The organism is Rheinheimera texasensis DSM 17496, assembly GCF_000711985.1.
GTDB lineage: Bacteria > Pseudomonadota > Gammaproteobacteria > Enterobacterales > Alteromonadaceae > Pararheinheimera > Pararheinheimera texasensis.
The window spans coordinates 748070-770639 of record NZ_JONU01000007.1 but is presented as its reverse complement, the minus strand read 5'-3'; the positions used below and the strand labels follow the sequence as shown (position 1 = coordinate 770639).

The 22570-nt window shown below is 51.4% G+C and carries 25 protein-coding genes; 17 read left to right on the top strand and 8 right to left on the bottom strand.

All coding sequences use genetic code 11. The annotated features are described in order from the left end of the window. Positions 1–131: 131 nt before the first annotated feature. From pspA to maiA, 13 genes are all read left to right on the top strand, one after another. On the top strand, positions 132–800 hold the full coding sequence (gene pspA, locus Q399_RS0103550; protein ID WP_031565592.1) for a phage shock protein PspA: 669 nt from the start codon (positions 132–134) through the stop codon (positions 798–800). Positions 801–825: 25 nt separating this feature from the next. Continuing rightward, positions 826–1065, top strand: a complete 240-nt coding sequence (gene pspB, locus Q399_RS0103545) for an envelope stress response membrane protein PspB (protein ID WP_031565589.1) — start codon at positions 826–828, stop codon at positions 1063–1065. Continuing rightward, positions 1055–1465, top strand: a complete 411-nt coding sequence (gene pspC / locus Q399_RS0103540; RefSeq protein WP_031565587.1) for an envelope stress response membrane protein PspC — start codon at positions 1055–1057, stop codon at positions 1463–1465. Before pspB ends, pspC begins: the two co-directional genes overlap by 11 nt. Before the next feature lie 44 nt (positions 1466–1509). Continuing rightward, positions 1510–2877 carry a YcjX family protein gene (locus Q399_RS0103535; RefSeq protein WP_031565586.1) on the top strand — a complete coding sequence of 456 codons (1368 nt, stop codon included), beginning with the start codon at positions 1510–1512 and terminating at the stop codon, positions 2875–2877. Beyond that, positions 2874–3878 (top strand): TIGR01620 family protein, encoded by a 1005-nt coding sequence (locus tag Q399_RS0103530; protein WP_051685707.1) that lies wholly within the window; start codon positions 2874–2876, stop codon positions 3876–3878. Before Q399_RS0103535 ends, Q399_RS0103530 begins: the two co-directional genes overlap by 4 nt. A gap of 132 nt (positions 3879–4010) precedes the next feature. Then, a complete protein-coding gene (locus tag Q399_RS0103525; protein WP_031565580.1) occupies positions 4011–5210 on the top strand; it encodes a trans-sulfuration enzyme family protein in 1200 nt (399 codons plus the stop codon). Between the two features lie 172 nt (positions 5211–5382). Then, the gene (gene phhA, locus Q399_RS0103520; RefSeq protein WP_031565577.1) at positions 5383–6174 is read left to right on the top strand and encodes a phenylalanine 4-monooxygenase; all 792 of its coding nucleotides are present in this window, start codon (positions 5383–5385) and stop codon (positions 6172–6174) included. Between the two features lie 53 nt (positions 6175–6227). Further along, positions 6228–6566 carry a 4a-hydroxytetrahydrobiopterin dehydratase gene (locus Q399_RS0103515; protein WP_031565574.1) on the top strand — a complete coding sequence of 113 codons (339 nt, stop codon included), beginning with the start codon at positions 6228–6230 and terminating at the stop codon, positions 6564–6566. 158 nt (positions 6567–6724) lie between these two features. Next, positions 6725–8287 (top strand): transcriptional regulator TyrR, encoded by a 1563-nt coding sequence (tyrR, locus tag Q399_RS0103505; RefSeq protein WP_031565572.1) that lies wholly within the window; start codon positions 6725–6727, stop codon positions 8285–8287. 219 nt (positions 8288–8506) lie between these two features. After that, positions 8507–9580, top strand: a complete 1074-nt coding sequence (gene hppD / locus Q399_RS0103500) for a 4-hydroxyphenylpyruvate dioxygenase (RefSeq protein WP_031565570.1) — start codon at positions 8507–8509, stop codon at positions 9578–9580. Then, complete coding sequence (locus tag Q399_RS0103495; RefSeq protein ID WP_031565568.1) at positions 9573–10718, top strand: homogentisate 1,2-dioxygenase; 1146 nt, start codon at positions 9573–9575, stop codon at positions 10716–10718. Before hppD ends, Q399_RS0103495 begins: the two co-directional genes overlap by 8 nt. Before the next feature lie 21 nt (positions 10719–10739). Next, positions 10740–11762 (top strand): fumarylacetoacetate hydrolase family protein, encoded by a 1023-nt coding sequence (locus tag Q399_RS0103490; protein ID WP_031565565.1) that lies wholly within the window; start codon positions 10740–10742, stop codon positions 11760–11762. Positions 11763–11821: 59 nt separating this feature from the next. Then, complete coding sequence (maiA, locus tag Q399_RS0103485) at positions 11822–12466, top strand: maleylacetoacetate isomerase (protein WP_307689884.1); 645 nt, start codon at positions 11822–11824, stop codon at positions 12464–12466. Between the two features lie 11 nt (positions 12467–12477). Here the strand turns inward: maiA and Q399_RS0103480 are convergent, their stop codons facing one another. After that, positions 12478–13341: a sensor histidine kinase gene (locus tag Q399_RS0103480; protein WP_051685706.1), complete on the bottom strand. Its 864-nt coding sequence runs from the start codon at positions 13339–13341 to the stop codon at positions 12478–12480. A gap of 123 nt (positions 13342–13464) precedes the next feature. On the opposite strand from Q399_RS0103480, the gene Q399_RS21380 reads away from it, so the two are divergent. The 3 genes from Q399_RS21380 to Q399_RS0103465 are packed head-to-tail and all read left to right on the top strand — an operon-like array spanning position 13465 to position 16884. Further along, on the top strand, positions 13465–15465 hold the full coding sequence (locus Q399_RS21380; protein WP_051685705.1) for a putative bifunctional diguanylate cyclase/phosphodiesterase: 2001 nt from the start codon (positions 13465–13467) through the stop codon (positions 15463–15465). After that, positions 15458–16627, top strand: coding sequence for an HDOD domain-containing protein (locus Q399_RS0103470; protein ID WP_031565556.1), 1170 nt, complete (start codon positions 15458–15460; stop codon positions 16625–16627). The genes Q399_RS21380 and Q399_RS0103470 overlap by 8 nt, the downstream gene beginning before the upstream one ends. Further along, entirely contained in the window at positions 16624–16884 is a 261-nt protein-coding gene (locus Q399_RS0103465; RefSeq protein WP_031565555.1) for a hypothetical protein, read from the top strand. The genes Q399_RS0103470 and Q399_RS0103465 overlap by 4 nt, the downstream gene beginning before the upstream one ends. A 1-nt stretch (position 16885) precedes the next feature. Here the strand turns inward: Q399_RS0103465 and Q399_RS0103460 are convergent, their stop codons facing one another. From Q399_RS0103460 to gloB, 3 genes are all read right to left on the bottom strand, one after another. Further along, positions 16886–17374, bottom strand: coding sequence for a hypothetical protein (locus Q399_RS0103460; protein WP_051685704.1), 489 nt, complete (start codon positions 17372–17374; stop codon positions 16886–16888). Positions 17375–17389: 15 nt separating this feature from the next. Next, positions 17390–18940: a LysM peptidoglycan-binding domain-containing protein gene (locus tag Q399_RS20980; protein WP_037045513.1), complete on the bottom strand. Its 1551-nt coding sequence runs from the start codon at positions 18938–18940 to the stop codon at positions 17390–17392. An 80-nt stretch (positions 18941–19020) separates the two neighbouring features. Then, the gene (gene gloB, locus Q399_RS0103450) at positions 19021–19788 is read right to left on the bottom strand and encodes a hydroxyacylglutathione hydrolase (RefSeq protein WP_031565548.1); all 768 of its coding nucleotides are present in this window, start codon (positions 19786–19788) and stop codon (positions 19021–19023) included. Positions 19789–19899: 111 nt separating this feature from the next. Here gloB and Q399_RS0103445 point away from each other — a divergent pair, with 111 nt between their 5' ends. After that, positions 19900–20640, top strand: coding sequence for a class I SAM-dependent methyltransferase (locus Q399_RS0103445; RefSeq protein WP_031565545.1), 741 nt, complete (start codon positions 19900–19902; stop codon positions 20638–20640). 1 nt (position 20641) lies between these two features. On the opposite strand, the gene Q399_RS0103440 is transcribed toward Q399_RS0103445, so the two are convergent. Genes Q399_RS0103440 through Q399_RS0103425 form a run of 4 tightly spaced genes read right to left on the bottom strand, consistent with a single transcriptional unit; the run spans position 20642 to position 22457 of the window. Further along, positions 20642–21106 carry a YaiI/YqxD family protein gene (locus Q399_RS0103440; RefSeq protein ID WP_031565544.1) on the bottom strand — a complete coding sequence of 155 codons (465 nt, stop codon included), beginning with the start codon at positions 21104–21106 and terminating at the stop codon, positions 20642–20644. After that, complete coding sequence (locus tag Q399_RS0103435; RefSeq protein WP_157836217.1) at positions 21106–21588, bottom strand: GNAT family N-acetyltransferase; 483 nt, start codon at positions 21586–21588, stop codon at positions 21106–21108. The genes Q399_RS0103440 and Q399_RS0103435 overlap by 1 nt, the downstream gene beginning before the upstream one ends. Before the next feature lie 41 nt (positions 21589–21629). Beyond that, positions 21630–21899 carry a hypothetical protein gene (locus Q399_RS22060; RefSeq protein ID WP_031565540.1) on the bottom strand — a complete coding sequence of 90 codons (270 nt, stop codon included), beginning with the start codon at positions 21897–21899 and terminating at the stop codon, positions 21630–21632. A 24-nt stretch (positions 21900–21923) separates the two neighbouring features. Next, positions 21924–22457 carry a DUF2058 domain-containing protein gene (locus Q399_RS0103425; protein WP_031565538.1) on the bottom strand — a complete coding sequence of 178 codons (534 nt, stop codon included), beginning with the start codon at positions 22455–22457 and terminating at the stop codon, positions 21924–21926. Positions 22458–22570 lie beyond the last annotated feature (113 nt).

The following is a 22570-nucleotide window of genomic DNA, read 5'->3' as shown; positions in this document are numbered from 1 at the left end:
ATGTTGGCAACAGCCTTTACTAAAAATAAAATAAATTCATTTAAAACAGTTGGTTATGATTGTTTTGCGAGTTGGCAAGCTTCCTGAATAAGGATATATGACTCAATCAGACACCAAACGAGGTAAACATCATGGGTATTTTCTCTCGCTTCTCAGACATCGTGAATTCAAACATCAATGCTTTGTTAGACAAAGCCGAAGATCCGGAAAAAATGGTCCGCCTGATTATTCAGGAAATGGAAGATACGTTAGTCGAAGTGCGTTCTTCTTCAGCAAAAACCATCGCTGAGAAAAAAGAATTGCAACGCGTCGTCAGCCGTCTGGAAGAAGATGTTGCCGACTGGCAAAGCAAAGCCGAGCTGGCACTGAGCAAAGACCGTGATGATTTAGCACGCTCTGCTTTGATTGAAAAGCAAAAAGCGGCAGATCAAGCGGCCGCTGTAAACGCAGATATCGCGAATTTAGACACGCATATCAGCAAGTTACAAGATGAAGTTGCGCAGCTGCAAGAAAAACTGGCCGATGCAAAAGCCCGGCAAAAGACCATGCTGATGCGCCAGAAGACTGTTGCATCACGGCTGGAAGTGAAAAAATCACTGGACAGTACCCGTTTAAATGACGCGATGTACAAATTTGAGCGGTATGAGCAAAAGATCGACAATCTGGAAGCACAGGTCGAATCTTACGACTTAGGTAAAAAGACTTTACGCGACGAATTTGCTGAATTAGCCGCCCAGGACAAAATTGATTCTGAACTGGCAGCGTTAAAAGCAAAAATGAACAACGAGAATAACGCCTGATCACCAGGCGTTTCTGGAGCCTAAGATGGAAGTTACCGAAGCTTTTGCCGTACCATTGATTATCTTCATGATATTCGTGGCGCCGATTTGGATCATTATGCATTACCGCAGTAAACGCAAAATATCCGAGGGCCTGTCCGAACATGAACTGGCGCAGTTAAACGATTTATCCGCGAAGGCGGAGCGGATGGCGGACCGGATTAAAACTCTGGAAGCTATCCTCGATGCCGACGCGCCAAACTGGAGGCGCAAACATGAACAGTAAACGCCGTGAGCTGTTGCGGGATGACCGCAACGGCAAAATCGCCGGGGTCTGTGCCGGCATCGCCGATTACTTCGGCTGGGAATTGTGGTTAGTTCGGGTAGTTGTTTTAGCGTCTGTCTTGTTAGGCTTTGGCGGGATTTTGCCAGTGCTGTATCTGGTTGGCTGGATAGTATTGGAAAAGAAATCAGTCGCTGAAAAACGCAGTGGAGAACCTGCAGCTCCGGTGGTCGAACGTCCGGTCGAAGTTAAAACCCGGGTCTGGCAGCGGGGTGAAGCTCCACCACGGGCTTTAAATCATCTGAAACAACAATTTGATGCGATTGAATACCGGTTGCGGGATATGGAATCTTATGTCACTTCGAGTAAATTCCAGTTACATCGCGAGTTTAATAAACTCTGAACCTGACCTGAAACTTGCAGTCAACCAGCGGAAGCCTTGCTCTGATGAATTTTCAACTGCCAGACAAAGCCCGGATCCTCGGGCAACGTCTGGCGAATCAACATCTCCGTCTTGGTATTACCGGCATCAGTGGTGCAGGTAAAACCGCATTCCTGACCAGTTTAATCCGGCAACTGACGCAGGCACCGTCCAACCAGTTACCGTTTTTTCAGGTGATGCAACAACAGCGTTATTTAGGGGGACAACCCGTACCCAACGCCGTAGCAGCCAGAGCGCGTTTTCCGTTTGAACTGAATCTGCAGCAGCTGCAGCATGGCCAATGGCCGGCATCGACCACGGCGCTCAGCCAAATTACTTTGCAGTTGCGTTACAAACCCCAGCATCCGCTGAAGCAAAAACTGCTGGACTGGCAAACACTGACACTGGAAATCACCGACTATCCCGGCGAATGGCTGCTGGATTTACCGATGTTGCAGTTAGATTATCCGCAGTGGTGTCAGCAAGTCTGGGCTTTGCTGGATTCTGAGCCCGTGCGCGACCTCGCAGGACCGTTTCGCCAACAGCTGGCACAGGCTGAATTAACCGCGGATGCTTTGCTGTTGCAACAGCTGACCGACAGCTATCAACAACTTTTACTCGACATCAAACAGCGGCAACTTGCAGTGATGTTACAACCGGGGCGTTTACTGCGACCGGCGGAACTGCAAGGTGCGCCTTTGTTACAGTTGTTCCCGTTATTACCGGAACAGCTGGTTAGCTCAAATGCACTGAAAGAGCAACTCCAGCGTCATTTCCAGGACTACCAGCAACAAGTTGTGTTGCCGTTTTATCGCGATTATTTCGCCGGTCTGGACCGTCAGGTCATCATGGCTGACTGTCTTGGTGCGCTGAACCGCGGGCATCAGGCGCTGACGCAGCTACAAGAAGCGCTGATGCTGATCATGCAGCATTTCTCCTATGGCCCCGAAAGCTGGTGGCGGCGGTTGTTTAAACCGCGTATTGACAAAGTGTTGTTTGTGGCGTCAAAGGCCGATTTGCTGACGCCGGACCAGCATCGCAATTTGTTGTTATTACTACAGCAAATGTTGCAACAGCCTTTATATCAGCAACGATATCAGCAGTGCGAAACCGAAGCGTTGGCCGTGGCTGCTGTGGTCAGTGCCGAGTTTGGTCAGGTGCAGACTGCGAATGGGCAATCACCTTGTTTACGCGGGCATCTGGCATCAACCGGCGAGTTACAGACCTGGTATCCTGGTGAGGTGCCGCTTTCGATGCCATCGCCGCAACTTTTTGCCCATCACCAATTCGCCTTTCCGGAATTTTTGCCATTAGTTGGGTCGGCCTCCGAGTATCCGCTGCAGCTTCGGATGGATCAGGCGCTGCAGTTTTTACTGGGGGATCATTTGCGTTGACAGAACTGAAAAGTGCGCAGCAATTTACAAATGACGATTTTGTCAGGTTGCAGGGCGAATCCAACCCGACACTGAAGGAAGCGGTGCAGCTGCCGGATAACGGCTTTGTTGCGGCGGATGAGCTGCAAAATCCAACAGATCCTGCTGTAAGCGAAGTACAGCAGGGAGGCGTGTCTGGCTGGTTGCTTACTGGCCTCGCGTTAGTTCTGCTCCTTGGCGGCATACAGTGGGCAGAATTTGTGCAGCAGAGCCTGACTCAAAGCTGGCTGCAGGGCGGTGCCGCGGTGGCCTTAACCGGGTTTGGTTTTGCTGCTGTTGGCACACTGCTGTGGAGCGCCTGGCGTGGCAAACGCCAGCGCCAGATGCGGCAGCAATGGCGGGAAGAAGCATTAACTATGCAACTAAGCCTGCAATATGGTCAGGCCACTCCGCTGTGTCAGCGCATTCTGGCTGCTTTACCGCAGGCGGATCGCAGTGCGTTTTTAGCGCAGCACAATTTGCAGTTTTCCGATGCAGAAACTCTAAAACTTTTTGATTTGCTGGTGTTACAACCTCTAGACCAGCAAGCAGCACAGCGGATTAGCGCGGCCGCGAAACAAGCCGGGATGGCCGTCGCTGTCAGTCCTTTTGCCTTAGCGGATATGCTGTTAGTCAGCTGGCGGGCCTGGCGTCTGATGGCGGAGCTCTCAGAAGTTTATGGGGTCCAGCTTGGCGCTGTTGCCAGGCTCACGCTTTTGAAAAAATTTGCCAATTTGCTGTTCTGGACGGGAGCCACTGAGCTTGCCATTGATATTGGTGGCGATTTTCTCGGGGTGGAACTTAGCAGCAAGTTATCAGCCCGGGCCGGACAAGGGGTATTGGCGGGCCTGATGCTGGCACGGCTTGGCCGATTTGTGCAGCAACAACTGCGGCCATTGCCGTTATTACCGGCGGAGAAACCTGTACAACCGCTACTGCAGTCGTTGATCCAACAGTTATTACAGCGACCATCTGCACAATAATATTTACAATCGCCGCGTTGTGCCCAAAAGTCATCTCGGATTAAACAGACAGACAGATGTCTGCATGCCTTGTCCGGCTTATAACTTCTTTGCTTAAGTTAATTGAAAGATCATCTAAGCAGTCAGGTAGTTATGAGCAGTAGCAGCAAACACGCAGAAACCTTATGTATTCATGCCGGCAAAACCTATGACACCCAATTTGGTAGTCTGGCCACCCCGCTATTTCAAACTTCCACTTTTGTGTTCGGTAGTGCCGAGCAGGGCGCAGCCCGGTTTGCCGGCGAAGCTGAAGGTTTTATTTATACCCGGCTTGGCAACCCGACTTCCCGCGAGCTGGAATTAAAAGTAGCAGCGCTGGAAGGGATGGCCGATGGTGCTGCAACCGCCACCGGCATGGGCGCCGTGGCTGCGGCTACGCTGGCTTTTTTGCAGCAGGGTGACCACCTTATCGCCAGCAAGGCTATCTACGGCTGCAGTTTTGCGCTGTTTAATCACCAGTTCGCCCGTTATGGCATTGAAGTCAGTTTTGTTGATATGACGGACCATGCAGCGGTTGAAGCTGCACGCAGGCCGAATACCAAAATGCTGTTTGCTGAAACTCCGATCAACCCGAATCTGGTGGTGCTGGATCTGGAGTTTCTCGGCCGGTTTTGCCGCCAGCACGCTATCAAATCTGTGATTGATAACACTTTCCTGACGCCTTTATTGCAGCAACCCGCCTTGTTTGGCATCGATATCGTCATTCACAGCGCTACCAAATACCTAAACGGCCATGGTGATGTCGTCGCCGGTATTATTTTGTCTGATGCCGAGACTATCAAAACCATCAAGCTCACGACGCTGAAGGATATGGGGGCGACTATCAGCCCGCATGATGCCTGGCTGATTATCCGCGGTCTGAAAACCTTGTCGGTGCGGATGGAACGCCATTGTCAGAATGCACAAAAAGTCGCTGAATATCTGCAGGCGCATCCTGCAGTGGCGACTGTGTATTACCCGGGGCTGCCATCCCATCCCGGGCATCGTTTTCTCGGCACTCAGATGAAAGGTGCGGGTGGCGTGCTGGCGTTTGAGCTCAAAGGCAGTCTGGACGATGGCCGTTATTTTATTAATCAATGTGCGTTATTAAGCCTGGCGGTCAGCCTTGGCGATGCTGAGTCGTTAATCCAGCATCCGGCATCGATGACCCACAGTCCTTATACGGCAGAGGAACGCCGCGCCGCCGGCATTAGTGATGGACTCATTCGAATCTCGGTCGGACTGGAGCATGTTGATGACATCATTGCGGACATTCAGCAAGCTCTAGTAAAGATGCGGTTACAGCAAAAATAATGTTTAAAATCAGTCTGGTAGTGTAGTCTTCTGCGGCTGTGTATAAAAAAGTGCACAGTCGCAACGCCGCCAGTTTCGTCAGGCGGGTTAACAGCTTTGACTCGATCCACTAGGATGCCTGCCATTCAGCCAGCCCAACCGAGGCCGGCACAAAGAATCAACAGGTAGTAACATGACGACTTACGTATCCCGCCAGTCGGACGCCAATGGCATCATTGCCTGGTCTGACGAAGAAAACCAGATTTGGGCTGATCTAATCCAGCGTCAGCTGAGCTGTATCCAAGGCAAAGCCTGTAACGAATATCTTGAAGGCTTAGAACGACTGAACCTGCCGACCGACCGGATCCCACAATTACACGAAGTTAACGCAGTGCTGGAAGCCACTACTGGCTGGCGCTGTGCCGAGGTCCCGGCGCTGATTAGCTTTGACCGGTTTTTTGAATTGCTGGCGAATAAACAATTCCCGGTCGCCACTTTTATCCGCAGCCGCGAAGAATTCGATTATTTACAGGAACCCGATATCTTCCACGAAATTTTTGGTCATTGCGCCATGCTGACCAATCCGGATTTCGCTGAATTTACTCATATCTACGGCAAGCTAGGTCTTGCCGCCAGCAAAGAAGACCGGGTCTATCTGGCGCGTTTATACTGGTTCACCATCGAATTCGGTCTGCTGGATACCGCTGACGGTCTGCGGATTTACGGCGGTGGGATTTTGTCGTCGCCGGGCGAAACCCAATATGCCATTCACTCTGATATCCCTGAGCGTAAAGTACTCGACGTGGTCGACGTATTCCGTACGCCTTATCGCATCGACATTATGCAGCCGATTTATTTCCGTATTCAGAGCATCCGTCAGCTGTTTGAGATCGCGCAGCAGGACCTGATGGCGCTGGTGCAGCAAGCCAAAGCTTTAGGCTTACATGCGCCCAAATTTGCGCCGAAACAGAAAAAAGCCAGTTAACTTTAGTAAATTGAACATCAACAAAATTAACTCCAGCAAAATTGAGAACAAAGATGACCGAATTAGCTGTACAAAAATGTGAAGCCTGCCGCGCTGATGCACCGCGTGTCTCTGATGACGAACTGCCGGAGCTGATGCGCCAGATCCCGGATTGGACACCTGTGGTGCGCGACGGTATTTTGCAACTGGAACGCGAGTACAAGTTCAAAAACTTCAAGCTGGCCTGGGCCTTCCATCAAAAAGTGGCTGAGATGGCAGAAGAAGAAGGTCACCATCCGGCCTTATTGTTGGAGTGGGGCAAGTTGACTGTGACCTGGTGGTCACACTCGATTAAAGGCTTACATAAAAACGATTTCATCTGCGCCGCCAAAACTGACGCCTTACTCGGCTGACAGAGGAACGATTAAAAAGCTGCTGCGGCAGCTTTTTTTGTCTGCAAAATACCGCCAATCGCCAGCTCTCGTTCACAATAGTTTACAAAAGAGCTGGTCTGCAGCGCGCGCAATGCCGTATGATGCATCAAGAGTCATCTAGTTGGGTTGTTATTCGCATGCGCTTAGAAATCCATTGTCAGGACCGCGTCGGTATCGCCCAGGAAGTACTGAACATCCTGGTGCACTATCAGATTGACCTGCGCGGCATCGAAGTTGATCCGGAATTAGGCCGGATGTTTGTCGCTTTCCCCAGCGTCGATTTTGAAAAATTCCAGGAACTGATGGCGAAAATTCGCCGCATCCCGGGCGTTGAAGACGTCAAAACTACGGCTTTTATGCCGTCAGAACGTGAACACAATGAGCTGTTTACTCTGCTGAAAACCTTACCGGACGGCGTTATCGCCATCGACACCAAAGCCAATGTCACTGTGATTAACGAAGCCGCACTCGATGCGCTTACGCTGCAACGCGACGAAGTGGCGGGTCTACCTATTACGCCGCTGGTAAAAGGCTTTAATTTCCAGCGCTGGCTCGAAAGTGACGATGTGCTGGCGCAGACCCGCAAAATTGAGATCCACGGCAAGAAATTTATCGCCGACATTTTGCCGGTGATGGTGCCGGCTGAAGCGGGCCATGAAATTCTGGCTGGTGCAGTCATTACTTTAAAATCAGAAAGCCGGCTCGGTGAGCAAATGGTTGCGTTCAAAAAGGGCGATCAGGAAAGCTTTAACTCGATCCAGGCCAGCAGCAATCTGATGCGCAAAGTGGTGCGTGAAGCGAAAAAAATGGCCCAGCTTGATGCGCCAATTCTCATTACCGGCGAAACCGGTACCGGCAAAGAACTGTTAGCACGGGCTTGTCACGGCGCCAGCAGCAGAGCTGGCAAGCCGTTTCTGGCGGTCAATTGCGCGGCTTTGCCGGATAACGTCGCCGAATCAGAACTATTTGGTTATGGCCCGAATGCATTCCCCGGCACCACCGAAGGCAAAAAAGGCATTTTTGAGCAAGCTAACCGCGGTACGGTATTTTTAGATGAAATCGGCGAGATGTCGCGCGAGATCCAGACCAAGCTGTTGCGTTTTCTGCAGGACGGCAGTTTCCGCCGGGTTGCTGACGAAAATGAAGTGAAGGTCGATGTGCGGGTGATTTGTACCACACAAAAAGACTTACCGGGCATGGTGCAGGAAGGCCGTTTCCGCGAAGATCTATATTACCGGCTCAACGTGCTGACGCTGATGTTACCGCCGCTGCGCGACCGCAAGCAGGATATTGTGCCGCTGGCCGAACATTTTATGGCGCGTTTATCGGCGAGGCTCGGTCGCAAACCGCCGAAGCTGACTGAAAGTTGCGCGGCCTTTATTCAGAGTTATCCGTGGCCCGGTAATGTGCGCCAGCTGGAAAACGCTTTGTATCGTGCAGTGACCTTGCTTGAAGGTGCTGAACTGGATAAAGAACAGCTGCAATTGCCGAGTTACACCAATGATTTTGGTTACTTAGAAAAAGATTTCGACGGCACGCTGGATGAGGCAGTAAAACGCTTTGAAGCCGGCTTATTGCGAAAACTGTTCCCCGCTTATCCAAGTTCACGTCAACTGGCAAAAAAACTCGGTTTAAGTCACACCGCTGTAGCCAATAAACTGCGTGAATATGGCATCAATCGCAAGAGCGTAAAAATTTAAATACGCTTTGTGCGCTTGCCGTTACTTAAAACAGGCCGTTTTCCGTCGAAAACGGCCTGTTTTGTCTGTTTAACACAAAAATCAGCATTTCGTACGCAAAACGATACAAAACGGCACTTTTGCCCTGTTAGCAGTATGTAAGCAACCAGACTTTCTTTTTCTGTGTCAAACGGCAAGATAACCACATTCCCCCTTGTATTTTTGTTGCCGGAGTTTGTTATGTTTGATCCAATCAACCCGCTGGGTACCGATGGTTTTGAGTTTGTTGAATATACGGCCGCCGACGCCAATGGCATCCGCCAGTTAAAAGAGCTGTTCCAGTCGTTGGGTTTTTCTGAAGTTGCCCAACACCGCTCAAAACAAGCCTGGTTATACAAACAAGGCGATATCAATTTCATCGTCAATGGTGAACCCAATTCACAAGCAGAAGAATTTGCCCGGGTACATGGTCCAAGCGTTTGTGCTATGGCATTTCGTGTCAAAGACGCTGCCGCCGCGCTGAAACATGCATTGGACAATGGCGCCAAAGAATATAAAAACCAAATCGGCCCGATGGAATTAAATATCCCTGCCGTGTACGGTATTGGCTCCAGCCTGCTGTATTTTGTGGACCGTTATGGTCAAAGCTCAGTCTACGACATTGACTTTAAATTCTATGACAACTGGCAGACCACGATGGCAGCGCACGGCGTTGGCCTGGAAGTGCTGGATCACCTGACTCATAACGTTAAACGCGGCAACATGAATGTCTGGGCTGGCTTCTATGAAAAAATTGGTAACTTCCGCGAGATCCGTTATTTCGACATCGAAGGCAAACTGACTGGTCTGGTGTCACGCGCGATGACAGCGCCTTGCGGCAAAATCCGGATTCCAATCAATGAATCTTCCGACGATAAATCTCAAATCGAAGAATTTATCCGCGAATATAAAGGCGAGGGCATTCAGCACATCGCTTTAACCACCGAAAATATCTATGAAACTGTCCGTACCCTGCGTAGCCGCGGCATGGACTTTATGCCAACGCCTGATACCTATTACAACAAAGTGAACAGCCGGGTTGAAGGCCATACTGAAGATCTGGACGCGCTGCGTGAACTGCGGATTCTGATTGATGGCGCGCCGGAAAAAGACGGCATCCTGCTGCAGATTTTCACCAAAACCGTGATTGGTCCTGTGTTCTTTGAAATCATTCAGCGCAAAGGTAATGAAGGTTTTGGCGAAGGCAATTTCAAAGCCTTATTTGAATCGATTGAAGAAGATCAAATCCGTCGTGGGGTGTTAGCCGATGCGTAAATGGGCCCAATTTCCGTTGAAGGAAGGCGATATTTCGCGCCAGGCGCATGCTGATTTTCCGGAGCAGGCGATTTATGAGCGTGAAACCGGCCGCAGTGGTTTTTTCGGTCCGGCCAGCCATTTCCATCATACCCATGCACCAACCGGCTGGACTAGCTGGGAAGGGCCGTTAAAGCCGCGGCTGTTTAATTTCAATGAAATTGGCGCTGACAAAGCGCAATCGCCCTGGGCAGTGCCGAATTTGCTGCATAACGCGCATTGTAAAATGCGCACCTGGCGCTTAGAGCAGTCGATGGACTTTCTGGTGCGCAATGCCGACGGCGACGAGCTGCTGTTTATCCATGAAGGTAGCGCCGAATTGTATTGTGACTATGGCCACCTGAGCCTGCGCGACGGTGATTATGTGGTGATCCCACGGTCTACCAGCTGGCGGCTGGAGATCAGCGCACCGTTGTTTGTGCTGTTGATTGAAGCGACCAACGATTCTTACCAGTTGCCGGAGAAAGGCCTGGTTGGCAACCATGCGATCTTCGACCCGGCGATGCTGGATACACCGAAAATCGATGACGCTTTTAAAGCGCAGTACAGCGAAAACGCAACACAGGTGCAGGTGAAAAGGCACGGTCAGGTGTCGGTGATTACGTTCCCGTACAATCCATTAGATGCGATTGGCTGGCACGGTGATTTAGCGGTGATGCGCATTAACTGGCGGGATATCCGGCCACTGATGAGTCATCGTTACCATTTACCGCCTTCGGCACACACTACTTTTGTTGCCAGCCGTTTTGTGGTTTGTACCTTTGTGCCAAGGCCGATTGAAAGCGACCCTGGGGCGTTAAAAGTGCCGTTTTACCACAACAATGACGACTACGATGAAGTGCTGTTTTACCATGCCGGCGATTTCTTCAGTCGTGACAATATTGAACGTGGCATGGTGACGTTTCACCCGGCTGGTTTTACCCATGGACCGCATCCAAAAGCCTTTCAGGCCGGGCGCGAGTATCGCAAGAAGTTTACTGACGAAGTGGCGGTGATGCTCGATACCCGTGATGCGCTGGAAATGGGGCCGGCGGCGCTGGCCACTGAGAATCCGGAATACGTCAATAGCTGGAAAACCAAACCGGCTGAGCAGCAGTAACAGTTTGACAGGACACAGAAAATGAAATTAGCCAGTCTGAAAAATCAAAGCCGTGATGGCCAGTTAGTGGTGGTGAGCCGCGACTTAACCAAAGCGGTGGCGGTACCGCACATCGCTGCGACTATGCAATATGCACTGGACCATTGGTCAGTCGCAGCGCCAAAGCTTACTGAAGTGTATCAGGGCCTGAATCACGGCACAGTCCAGGGCGAATTTGCTTTTGACCAAAGCGCCTGTGAGTCGCCGTTACCGCGGGCTTATCAGTGGGCCGACGGCAGTGCTTATGTCAATCACGTTGAATTAGTGCGCCGGGCGCGTAATTCAGAAATGCCGCCAAGTTTTTGGACTGATCCGCTGATGTATCAGGGCGGCTCGGATGATTTTATCGGTCCACGCGACAACATCGATGTGGTCAGCGAAGATTACGGCATTGATTTTGAAGGCGAAGTTGCCGTCATTACCGGTGATGTGGCAATGGCATCAACGCCGGAGCAGGCGCGCCGGCAAATTCGTCTGGTAATGCTGGTCAACGATGTGTCGTTACGTGGCCTCATTCCGAATGAACTGGCCAAAGGCTTTGGTTTTTTCCAGTCCAAGCCTGCGTCTGCTTTCAGCCCGGTGGCGGTGACGCCGGAAGAGCTGGGTAGCCATTGGCAGGAAGCAAAACTGCATCTGCCGCTGGTATCGTATTTAAACGGTAAATTGTTTGGCAAACCGAATGCCGGTGTCGACATGACTTTTGACTTTGGTCAGCTGGTAGCGCATGCGGCGAAAACCCGCAATCTGGGCGCCGGTGCCATCATTGGCTCGGGCACAGTGTCAAACAAACAAGGCACGGATTACGGCACCTCGATTGACGAAGGCGGCCTCGGTTATTCCTGTATCGCTGAAGTGCGGATGATTGAAACTATTCGTGATGGCGCGCCAAAAACCTCATTTATGCAGTTTGGCGACCGCATCCGCATTGAAGTACTGGACGAACAAGGCCAGAGTATTTTTGGTGCTATCGACCAGCAGGTTGTGCAATATCTGCCGCGTGATTAACCTGTTACTTGCATGAAAGAGCCGGCGATTGCCGGCTTTTTGCCACTTGGAGTTTTCCGATGCTGACTTTATATACTTACTGGCGCTCGTCTGCAGCTTACCGGGTGCGCATCGCGCTGGCGCTCAAAGAATTAACCGCAAACCATATTCCGGTGCATTTGCTCAAAGACGGTGGCCAACAAAAAGCGGAGCCGTACCGGGGACTGAACCCGGCAATGCTGGTGCCTACGCTGCAACATGATGATTTAACACTAAACCAGTCGCTGGCCATTATCGAATATCTGGATGCAACTTTTCCCCGGCAGCCATTGTTACCAGCAGAGCCGGCTCAAGCTGCGGTCGTGCGTGCACTGGCGCTGGATATTGCCTGTGACATTCATCCACTCAATAATCTGCGCGTGCTGCAATATCTGAGTGGTACTTTGGGCATCAGTGATCTGCAAAAGACTGACTGGATTTTGCATTGGCTGCGACAAGGTTTTACTGCACTGGAGCAACGGCTGAACCAAACTGCCGGGCTTTATGCCTGTGGAGATACGGTGACGCTGGCAGATGTTTGTCTGGTGCCGCAAGTCTATAACGCGCTGCGTTTTCAGTTAGAACTGACGCCCTTTCCTCAGATTGTGCGCATTTATCAGCAGTGTATGACACTGCCGGCTTTTATCGCTGCTGCGCCTGAGCAACAAGCGGATGCACAGGCCTGAACACTGGCGTTTTAACCCGAACTGCTGTCCCCTGACGCGGTGGTTGTCTCTGCGGGCAGGCGCAGGGTAAAAGCAGCGCCGCCAAGTGCTGAGGAGCCCACGCTGATGCTGCCGCCATGCTGTTGAACAATGGACTGACAAATCGGCAAACCCAGCCCGGTACCTTTGCCCGGTGCTTTAGTGGTAAAAAACGGCTCGAAAATCTGTGGAAGGATCTGCGGCGCAATGCCGGGGCCACTGTCAGCAATACAAAGCTCAAGCGAGGCACCGGTCTGCACTGCAGTTATGCGGATCAGACCGGTATTCGCCCCTATGGCCTGTGCGGCATTGAGCAGCAGATTCACCAGTACCTGGGTCAATGCAGCTGGTTGGCCCTGCAGCCAAATGCTGGCAGGCTCCAGCAAACATTCTGCTGTGATATGATTTTTCAGCTCATTTTTGCTCAACCGCAATGCCATCTCCAACAACGGCCGTAATTCAAGCCGTTGAAATTCTGCGTGATCCGGATGAGAAAAACGGCGCAGATCCAGCACTAAGTCGCGCACTCTTGAGGCCCCCTGCACGGAGTCATTCAGCAGACTTTGAGTATCATTCAATAAAAACTGTAAATTCTCCTGCTGTTCCAAACTTGCCAGCTGTTGTTGCAGCAGGCGTTTTTGTTCTGTATCACTGCAGCGGGCCAATGCCTGTAAAATGTCGAAATACTGAATGAAAATAGGCAGATACAGCTGGAAGCTGATCAGGTTACTCAGAATATACCCAATAGGGTTATTCAGTTCATGTGCGATTCCGGTAGTCAGAGTACCAATGGTCGCCAGCCGATCTGTTTGTTGCCAATGCGCGTTAGTCGAAGGGGCTGTTGCCGGTTTTTGCATCTTTACTGCTCCACTGCCGATGAGGCTTTATATTGGCGCTCCACGGCTCGCAGAGCAAGTATGCAGGAAAATACTTGCCTGAGCTGCCTGCTCCTGTTTATGGTGAATGGGGAAGGAGCTTGCATGGCAAAAACAATCTTATTAGTCGACGATGAACCGGCCATTTTGCGTGCGCTGCAACGTACTTTGCAGCGCGCCGGGTACAGGGTGCTCCTGGCTGAAAGTGGCGCTGTGGCGTTGAATCAGCTGGCTGCTGAGCCTGTCGCGCTGGTGTTGTCAGATTTTCGCATGCCAGGCATGAACGGCGCCGAGCTGCTGCAGCAAGTCAAGCAACAATACCCCTCGACTATCGGGCTCGTCTTGAGTGCCTACGCGGAGCGTGATGCGTTGCTAGCCTGCTTAAACAGCGGCGCGGCCTGGCGTTTCCTGGAAAAACCCTGGGACGACGGGCAATTGCTCAAAGAAATTGCGGCGGCTATCAGTGAACGTGACCGGCGGCAGGCCGAGCAACAAAGAACCAACTTGTTGTTATCCAGTCACGAAGCTCTGCTTGAATTGTCTGCGTCTGGTCAGGTGTTACGGTTTAACAGTGCAGCCTGTCAGGTATTGGGGCTGCAGCCTTCCGAACTGCGTGGTCAGGTGTTGTCTGCGTTGTTTACCGACATCAATCCGATTGAACTGGCCAGTTTCTTACATAAAAAAGATCATGATATTCAATTGCATGGTGTGCACGGCGACTACTTTAGCTTTAGCCACCGTATCTCAGATTTACAGCATTATTTGCTAAAAATTATGCCGGTTCAGCGCATCAGTGACCAGGTCTTCACTGCTGTCAGCGCGCTATTGACCGCGGCAGATATACGCTCACAAATCGAAGATCTGCTGTCTTCGGATCAACGGGAATTCGCTGTTGTCACTTTGTTGTTACCAGATTTTGCGCTGTACAACGCGTCACTGAGCCAGGCTCAGCTGGATGAACTGCTGGAAAAAACCGGCCAGGTGCTGCGTGGCCAGTTACCGGCCAAAGCTCTGCTGGGTTATGTTGCGGCTGACAAATTTGTGTTGGTGTTGCCAGGTCTGGTGCAGGAAAGTCAGTTGTTGGTGTCGATTGAACAGGTCCTGCGGCCGTTCAGGCAACAATTGGTATTGAGTTTTAACCGGGTGCAGCTGGTTTTTTGCGTCGGCTATGCCTTGTCGCCGGCTGACGGTGCGACTGCGGCTTTATTGCTGCAACATGCCGACGTGGCGTGCCGGCAAAATCTGGTGAATCCGGCTGGTTTCTTTCTACGTTACGACGCCGGGATGGTGGAACAAAAACGCCAGCATTTTGAATTGAGTAACTCATTATATGATGCGCTGGAAAGTCAGGAATTCAGCCTGAGTTTTCAGCCCAAAATCCGGCTGAGTGATGGCTGTTGTGACAGTGCTGAGGCGCTGATCCGCTGGCATCACCCGAAGTATGGTCAGGTGTCGCCGGCGGTGTTTATCCCTATTGCTGAGCAAGATGGTCAAATTCAGGCCATCGGTGATTGGGTGTTGCAGCAGGCGTTGCGTCATTTCCAGCAATGGCAACGCCAGGGCCATTCGCTGTCACATCTGGCAATCAACCTGTCCGGTCGTCAACTCACAGATCCACAATTGTCGGGCCGCATCGCGGCGTACCTCGAACACTTTGGCCTCGCGCCCGCATGTCTCGAACTCGAAGTGACCGAAACATTTTTGATGGCCGATATTGATGCCAGCAGCAGATTGTTGGGGCATTTACATGGCTTAGGTTGCCTGTTGGCGATGGATGATTTTGGCACCGGTTATTCGTCGCTGGCCTATCTGGCGAAGCTACCGGTGAATAAACTCAAACTCGACCGGTCTTTGTTATTAGATCTGGAACACTCACCACAATGTGCCAGTATGATAAGACACATGATCCGGATGGCCCACGAATTGGGAATGCAAGTGGTGGCAGAAGGTATTGAATCCATCGGGCAGGTCTTGTTGTTGCGCGATATGCAATGCGACTACATCCAAGGATATGTTTTTAGTAAGCCACTCAATAGTCAGGAGTTTGTCAGTTTTCTTGCCTGCCAGCCAATCCGGCAGCAGTGGGAGGAATTACTTCATGTTTGAGGCTGATCGCTGGTTGGTATTGATAGTTGAACCGGACCCGGCTGCAGGTGCCGCGACAAAGCGTTTGTTGCGCCGGCTCTGTCCACACTGGCAGGCTGAGCTTTGCACCGATGCGGTCAGTGCAACTCAGTTTCTGCTGGAACAGGCTTTAGCTCCGCAAATGCTGCTGGCGGACCGGCTGGACGAATCGCTGCGCGGGGAAGAGTTACTGGAATTTTGCGCCGGGCATTCACCGGCAACAATCCGGGTTTTGATGAGTGCAGAAAACGACGAGTCGGTTTTGCTGGCGGCTGTTCAGTCAGCGCAGATGTTACTCGGCAAACCTTTCACTGAGCTGGATTTACTGGCTATTTTTCAGCGGGCGGAACAGATTATTGAGGGACCGTTTTCTGAACATGCCCGGTATCAGCTGGGCACCTTGCAAGCCTTGCCAATCCAACAGCGGCAGTATCAACATATTCTAACCTTGTTGGATGACCCGGACAGTTCGCAGCGGGCGCTGGCTGCCGCCTTAGAGCGCGAAGCGCCTCTGGCAGGGCGGCTGATCCAGATGGCCAATTCGGCATATCTGGGTTTCAGGCGTCAGACACTTGATTTGCAGGAAGTCACCAGCCGGCTTGGTCGCGACATGATCAAAGCGATTATGCAGGCTTTTATGTTACATCAGCAGTACCAGGGGCGCATCCAACCACAATTACATCAGCAGTTACAAGATTACGCGGTAGCACTGGCCTCTGTGGCATTCCAGCTTGCACGCACACAATGCCGGGATGACGCCAGTCTGGCGGAGAAAGCTTATGTTGCGGGCCTGATGCAGGCCCTTGGTCCGCTGGCTCTGTTAGCGACCCAGCCGCTGAGCAGCCAACAGCTGACGCAGGAAGATATGTTTCAGGATGACGTAGCTGATCACTGTGTGTTAACCGGCTATCTGATGACTTTGTGGGGCTTTTCTGCCGATATTTGTGCAGCAGCCATGTACAGACTGGATCTGCAATCGTCGCCCCATATCGACAGGTTACAGGCAATTTTGCACCTGGCCAGTTATGTATTGTATCTGCAGCAGCAAGACCCGACAGGTACGCCAATTCAGCCTGATTTGGATGCGCTGGATCGTTTTGCGCTGACGAACAGTTTCTTAGCAGTCAATCAGGAGGGGGGATGACAACAGATCCAGTTTGGCAGTTACGCCGGCCCAAACGCTGGTTTAACGCTTTGCTGTTTTACACCGGTTGGCTGGGTTTAGCTGTGCATCTGGTGTTGATGACACTTTGCTATGCTTGGGGGTTGTTCTATCCGCTGAGTTGGTGGTTTGTCGCGCTGGCGCCGGCATTATCGGTGTTATGGGGTGGGGTTGCTGCGTTGCAGTTACAAAAGGAAGCAGGCCCCGAAGCTGAAACTCAGGCCCGCTTTCATTGCTAAGTCAGCGCTTAGGTTGCAGCATGGCCTCTACTGCAATTTCGGTAATGCCTTTTTCGTCAAAATGAAAATGGATCTGCGCTGGTCGGCCTTCGATAAAATGATAACGCAAATCGTCAATCAGCAGGACAAAATCGCCCGGACGTGCCGGTTGTAATTTCTGTTTGAATAATTTCAGCTGATGCTTGCCAATTTGCCAGTGAAACCCGCTAAGCGGAGCTTTACTGAAATCCCGCGCCCACACCAGCTGATCTTTATTCAGCATCAGTGCCAGCGTGTAACGCTTGGGCACTTCCTCTACAGCCATGTTGTGTTGCCCCAGTTTAAACTGATAACCGCCGTCGTTTTGCAGGAATGCAAAGCCAAATTCAGTCTGCTGCTGGTTGCCGTCCGCCAGCGTGAGCTGTATCGGACCATCTAACTGAAATTCGGCCAGACTTGCAGAACTAAAGCACAATGCAGCTAAGGCCAATGCCTTTGTCAGATACTTCATAATCACCCCGTTTTATCACGATTGCCGGTTGTCAGGCGTTAATCGCAGTTGTTGGCCTGGTTTTAATTTGCTATCGGCCTGTAACTGATTCCATCTGAGCAAATCGGCTAATTTAATTTTATGTCGTTTGGCGATGCGGTCGAGTGAATCGCCTTTTTTAACTGTGTAGACAGCCTTGTGTTTCTTTTTGCTGTCAACGACGGTTCCAGACGATACTGATGAACCCGGGACGCGCAGAGACTGACCTGGTTTTAAGTGAGCGTTGGTTGCTAACTTGTTGTATATCCTAAGTTCTTCGCTGTCGACCCGCAATTTTTGCGCTATTGTCCACAGGCTGTCGCCGGATTTGACCTGATAACTCTGCGCCCGAGTTCCGGCAACTGTTGTGGACATATTTTTGCCTGCCGGTATCAACAGGATTTGCCCGGTTTGCAACTGATCGTTTTTCAGCTGGTTCAGGCGACGCAGGCTGGCAACTTTGGTTTTGTAGCGGGCTGCAATACTGCCGAGGCTGTCGCCATTTTTGACTTTATAGCGTTGGGGGCCGACTGACGGTGCTGCTGCGACAGTCACTTTTTTCAATAAATGACGTTGTTTTTCAAATGCATCGATAGTGTCCAGTGGCAATAAGAGCGGGAACTCTTTGCCTTCTGGCGTAGTTGTCAGGGCAAATCCAGGATTGAGTTTTTTAAGCTGATTCAGCGGGATCCCAGCCAGTTCGGCTGCTTGCTGTAATGGCACGGCCCCGGCAATTTTCGTCGAGCCAAGAACAGGCCGGTTTACCACAGGGGGCAGACTGATTTGATAATTAGCCGGATTTTTCACCAGACTAATCATCGCCAGCCACTTGGGCATGGTTTGGACGTAACGCCCGGGGATCTGCAGGCTCCAGTAATCAGTCGGTTTTCCACGTGCTTTGTTGCGCTCGACGGCGGCCATAATCCGGCCTTCACCGCTGTTATAGGCAGCAACTGCATTCAGCCAGTCATTGCCGAGGCTGTCGTGCAAATGTTGCAGATAATCCAGTACCGCGACAGTGGAGCTCCATGGATCTTTACGACCATCATAACCGTGCTGGATCTTCAGGCCAAAATTACGGGCAGTTTGCGGTACCATTTGCCAAAGCCCTGCAGGTCCTTTGCCTTGTGCGACCGGATTGTAGGCACTTTCAACGATCGGCAATAACGCCAGTTCAACCGGCATCCGGCGTTTTTCCAGCTCAGTGACTATCAGATAGAGGTAAGGCTCTGCGCGGCTGGCGACTTCATTAAAAAACTTTTGTTTACTGGCAAAAAATGCGATTTCCCGGCGGATATCGGCACGTGGCGGCACCTGAATATGCATTTGCTGGCGAATGCGTTGCCAGACATCGGTGTATGTCGACAACTCGTTTTCTGTCACGACCGGATCCAGTGGCGACATCGGCACGTCCAGCACCGCAGGCTGTTGCTGACTGATTGCTGCTGGCGCTGAGCTGGCAGCAGCAGACTCGGCCTGTTCTGGAGTCTGACGGGCGCAGCTACAAAGTGCCAGCAAAGCAAGCAGTGGGAAGCATTTGTTTAACATGCATTTTTCCTGAATTCAGTTGCCAGCGGCAACACGAAGGCCGCGTATAGTAACGGGCTGATTCGTAATTGCAAGCCGTATTAAAATCGGTTTTTCCATTGTCGCAAAAACGTAAAAAGCGACAATGCATCCGGCTGCGACCAGCGCTGTTGTAACAAAGGCTCATGGCAGCGCAAAAATGGATTTACCGCAAGTTCAAGTCCGATTTGACTTGGGAGGGTCGGTACTCCGTCAGATCGTAACGCGACTGCGTGGCGCTGGTATTCGACCAGCGTCTGATTATCAGGTTCAACTTCGAGGGCAAATCGCAGATTGGCCAGGGTATATTCATGAGCACAGCAGACTAATGTCGTTGCAGGCAAAGCTGACAGACGCTGCAGCGATTGCAACATTTGGGCTACAGTTCCTTCAAATAGACGGCCACAGCCCGCACTGAACAGCGTGTCGCCACAGAACAATACCGGTGGCGTGCCATCCACCAGAAAAGCCAGATGATTTAAGGTATGGCCAGGTACGCCAAGCACCGAAATGGCGCCTTGCCACTCGTTGATCTGAAGCAATTCACCATTCTGAACCTGACGACCGGCCAACTGAACATCCGTCGCAGCTGCCTGCGGCACCAGGACCGCCGCTTCGGGCCAGTCAGCGGCAAGTTGCGAAAGTCCGCCGATATGGTCAGGATGTTGATGGGTTACCAATATCGCCCGAAGTAGTAAATGCTGTTGTTGCAGATAATCAGCCACCGGCTGATATTGCCCCGGGTCTACCACAATTGCATTGGCCCCTTGGCGCAACAGCCAGATGTAGTTATCCTGCAGAATTGGAATAGCTTCCGGGGTGAGGTGCATCAGCAATCCTATGAGTCATAAAGATAATTGTTGCAGCAGCCAATGCCTTCAACTGAAGCATGCCGGCAGTCTTCGCGCAGTATATCGCGGATTATACCGGGGGTGGCGAGGATGAAACCAGCTTTAAGCCGTTATGCGCTCAGTCAGGTGCCGCAACACTGGCATGCGTTTGCGCAGGGTGAGGTACTGGCAAAGCAGCTCGAAAGTCAGTTTAACCTGTGGTGGCCGCGTATTTTTGGCTATCACTTGCTTAAAGTGGGCACACTGAGTTGCCAGCTCGATACCACGGCTTGTGGCATCCGGCATCAAATTCATCTGGCAACAGGGGGGGATCAGGTGTCCGTGATTGCCGATCCGGATGACCTGCCATTTATTGAGCATGCCGTCGATGCCGTGTTATTGGCGCATTGCCTGGAATACACTCAGGATCCGCATCATGTGATCCGCGAAGCCCATCGTGTGCTGATGCCGGATGGTTATCTGCTGATGAGTGGATTTAATCCCTATAGTCTGATGGGACTGCTGAAGTTATGGCCTGGCCTGCATCAAAGGTTTCCCTGGTCTGGCCGGTTTTTTTCGCAGTCAAGGGTAAAAGACTGGTTGCAACTGCTAGGCTTTGAAGTTTTGTACGAACAGCGACTGTTTTGCACCAGCATGCTGGCGCAATCTAAGGCGGATTCGGCGTTTCGGCTCTGGGCTGAGCAACATCTGAATTATTTTGGCGCTGCTTATGTGCTGATTGCGCGCAAACGGACGTTGCCCTTAACGCCAATCAAACCGAAATGGCAGCTGACTAACAGCTTTAAGCCGGCGGTAAAAGGCGTCAGTGTCCGGCAGCAGGGCGAGCTCTAAGTCAGACCGGAGGCTGCCTGCGTTGCCATTGTTGCAGGTATTGGTCCAGAGCATTGCCAAATTTTTGCCGATCGCGCTGGTCAATCGCTGGCGGGCCACCGCTGACCATGCCGGCACTGCGTAATTCTTCCTGCAGATTGCGTACGGCAAGCCGGACCTGCACGTTGTCTTTATCGAGTTTGTCGCCGCGTGGTGTCAACACCGTCGCGCCTTGTGCGACACAAATAGCCGCAAGTGGAATGTCTTGTGTCATCACCAGGTCGCCAGGTCGAACTGACTTGGCAATCAGGTTGTCAGCGACGTCAAAGCCTGCTTCAACCCGGAATTGCCGGCACCAGGGCGCACGTGGCAGCGGCAAGGCGTGATTGGCGACAAAGTTCAGCTCGATTTTTAAACGTTCACCGGCGCGCAATAACATGTCACGACACACTTTCGGGCATGCATCCGCGTCTATCCAAATCGGCATCAGGGTTCTCCGTGATTGATGAAGACTGGGGCGGCAGCAGCCAGTGCACAGCAGGCCTGATTGGGCAATGTCATAAAATGCAAATCAGCACGATGCGCAGCCGGTTGTGGACCCGCTTGAAAGCCAAGACGCTGGTAGCTGTGGATAGCCGCGCTGTTGTTTTTATAGACATAAAGCGACGCGGAGCGGGTCGGCCAGCGCTTCAATCCCTGCTGCAATAAACCGGCGACTAACACCCGCGCAAAACCCTGCCGCCGATATGGTGGCAGCACCAGCAAACGGGCCAGATGGATTTTGTCGAACCGATCGCATATCTGGCCAAAAGCCAACAGGTTTTCGGCATGCATCAGAACGAATGCTTCAGTGTCAGGGAGCAATAACTGCTGCAAAAAATGTTGGCGTTGCAGTGGATATGAAAACCCTTCGCCGCCCCAATGCCGAATCTCTGCAGCAGAGTGGAACAGGCTTTGTAAATGCCACAACTGTGTCTTTTGGGCAGGTTGCAGCGAGAGTTCAGGCGATGTCAAAATTGGCTGGCCAAATAATAGCAACCTGGTACTAACAGCAGCCACAGTAATATCATGCTGATTTGCCAGCTCAACCGGTAGAAAGGCTGGGCATAGAAATTCGGCTGCTGACGGATCCACATCAGCATTGCTGCCCCTATAACGCTGGGCAAGCCATAAATAGTTTCAAACTGACCATTGAACAAACTGGCCCAACAGGCGACAACCCCGGTCACTGACAACAACAACCAGCTCACTACCATCGTTTTACTTTGATTGACTGACATCTGCTCTCCCTTAGCTACCAAGACTTACCACATTAAATCGTCAGGGATCTTAAAGTCTGCGTATGGGTCGTCTTCAGGCGCCTGTGTATCTTGCTGATTCAGCAGCACAATCGCTTCAGGTTGACGCAGCTGGATTTTTTCTGCGATTTGGATCGGCACCAAATGATATTGCTCACCAAGCTTTGCAATTGCAATCAGACCTTTGACTAATTGCTGATGCACTTTTTCACTGACGTAAATTTTCTTGATTTTATTGGAGTCAGTAAAGTTGAAGCCCAGTTCGCCTTTATCGGTGATGATATTCATTTCAATGAGTTGTTTGACTTGGGCAATTAGCGACTTACGGTCGGCTTCAGCTTTTTTCTGCTGATTTAATTCCCGGTCCCTAGCGATTTGTGCTTGTCTTGCCTGCTCGGCCAGTACCGCAGCCTGATTGATAACCTGCCCATTTTTGCCAGCCTGAACCCGTTCTTTATGTTGTTCTTTTTTGATGTTTTTCAGCTTTTTGGCATCGCCAAGGCCTGCTTTTAATAGCTGCTCGGCCAGTGATTTGCTCATATTTAAATCCAGCGTTCTCGAAAAAATGACGGTTATTGTTCCATGTGTTGCGCTGTCTTGCCAAGCGCTGTGGCTGACGGCAGCATTGATTTACGGTATGCTAAGCGATTATT

What these genes read in the sequence shown, in the direction of transcription:
- pspA (WP_031565592.1), top strand. Translation starts at nt 132, where the DNA reads ATGGGTATTTTCTCTCGCTTCTCAGACATCGTGAATTCAAACATCAAT.
- pspB (WP_031565589.1), top strand. Translation starts at nt 826, where the DNA reads ATGGAAGTTACCGAAGCTTTTGCCGTACCATTGATTATCTTCATGATA.
- pspC (WP_031565587.1), top strand. Translation starts at nt 1,055, where the DNA reads ATGAACAGTAAACGCCGTGAGCTGTTGCGGGATGACCGCAACGGCAAA.
- Q399_RS0103535 (WP_031565586.1), top strand. Translation starts at nt 1,510, where the DNA reads ATGAATTTTCAACTGCCAGACAAAGCCCGGATCCTCGGGCAACGTCTG.
- Q399_RS0103525 (WP_031565580.1), top strand. Translation starts at nt 4,011, where the DNA reads ATGAGCAGTAGCAGCAAACACGCAGAAACCTTATGTATTCATGCCGGC.
- phhA (WP_031565577.1), top strand. Translation starts at nt 5,383, where the DNA reads ATGACGACTTACGTATCCCGCCAGTCGGACGCCAATGGCATCATTGCC.
- Q399_RS0103515 (WP_031565574.1), top strand. Translation starts at nt 6,228, where the DNA reads ATGACCGAATTAGCTGTACAAAAATGTGAAGCCTGCCGCGCTGATGCA.
- tyrR (WP_031565572.1), top strand. Translation starts at nt 6,725, where the DNA reads ATGCGCTTAGAAATCCATTGTCAGGACCGCGTCGGTATCGCCCAGGAA.
- hppD (WP_031565570.1), top strand. Translation starts at nt 8,507, where the DNA reads ATGTTTGATCCAATCAACCCGCTGGGTACCGATGGTTTTGAGTTTGTT.
- Q399_RS0103495 (WP_031565568.1), top strand. Translation starts at nt 9,573, where the DNA reads ATGCGTAAATGGGCCCAATTTCCGTTGAAGGAAGGCGATATTTCGCGC.
- Q399_RS0103490 (WP_031565565.1), top strand. Translation starts at nt 10,740, where the DNA reads ATGAAATTAGCCAGTCTGAAAAATCAAAGCCGTGATGGCCAGTTAGTG.
- maiA (WP_307689884.1), top strand. Translation starts at nt 11,822, where the DNA reads ATGCTGACTTTATATACTTACTGGCGCTCGTCTGCAGCTTACCGGGTG.
- Q399_RS0103480 (WP_051685706.1), bottom strand. Translation starts at nt 13,341, where the DNA reads ATGCAAAAACCGGCAACAGCCCCTTCGACTAACGCGCATTGGCAACAA.
- Q399_RS21380 (WP_051685705.1), top strand. Translation starts at nt 13,465, where the DNA reads ATGGCAAAAACAATCTTATTAGTCGACGATGAACCGGCCATTTTGCGT.
- Q399_RS0103470 (WP_031565556.1), top strand. Translation starts at nt 15,458, where the DNA reads ATGTTTGAGGCTGATCGCTGGTTGGTATTGATAGTTGAACCGGACCCG.
- Q399_RS0103465 (WP_031565555.1), top strand. Translation starts at nt 16,624, where the DNA reads ATGACAACAGATCCAGTTTGGCAGTTACGCCGGCCCAAACGCTGGTTT.
- Q399_RS0103460 (WP_051685704.1), bottom strand. Translation starts at nt 17,374, where the DNA reads ATGAAGTATCTGACAAAGGCATTGGCCTTAGCTGCATTGTGCTTTAGT.
- Q399_RS20980 (WP_037045513.1), bottom strand. Translation starts at nt 18,940, where the DNA reads ATGTTAAACAAATGCTTCCCACTGCTTGCTTTGCTGGCACTTTGTAGC.
- gloB (WP_031565548.1), bottom strand. Translation starts at nt 19,788, where the DNA reads ATGCACCTCACCCCGGAAGCTATTCCAATTCTGCAGGATAACTACATC.
- Q399_RS0103445 (WP_031565545.1), top strand. Translation starts at nt 19,900, where the DNA reads ATGAAACCAGCTTTAAGCCGTTATGCGCTCAGTCAGGTGCCGCAACAC.
- Q399_RS0103440 (WP_031565544.1), bottom strand. Translation starts at nt 21,106, where the DNA reads ATGCCGATTTGGATAGACGCGGATGCATGCCCGAAAGTGTGTCGTGAC.
- Q399_RS22060 (WP_031565540.1), bottom strand. Translation starts at nt 21,899, where the DNA reads ATGTCAGTCAATCAAAGTAAAACGATGGTAGTGAGCTGGTTGTTGTTG.
- Q399_RS0103425 (WP_031565538.1), bottom strand. Translation starts at nt 22,457, where the DNA reads ATGAGCAAATCACTGGCCGAGCAGCTATTAAAAGCAGGCCTTGGCGAT.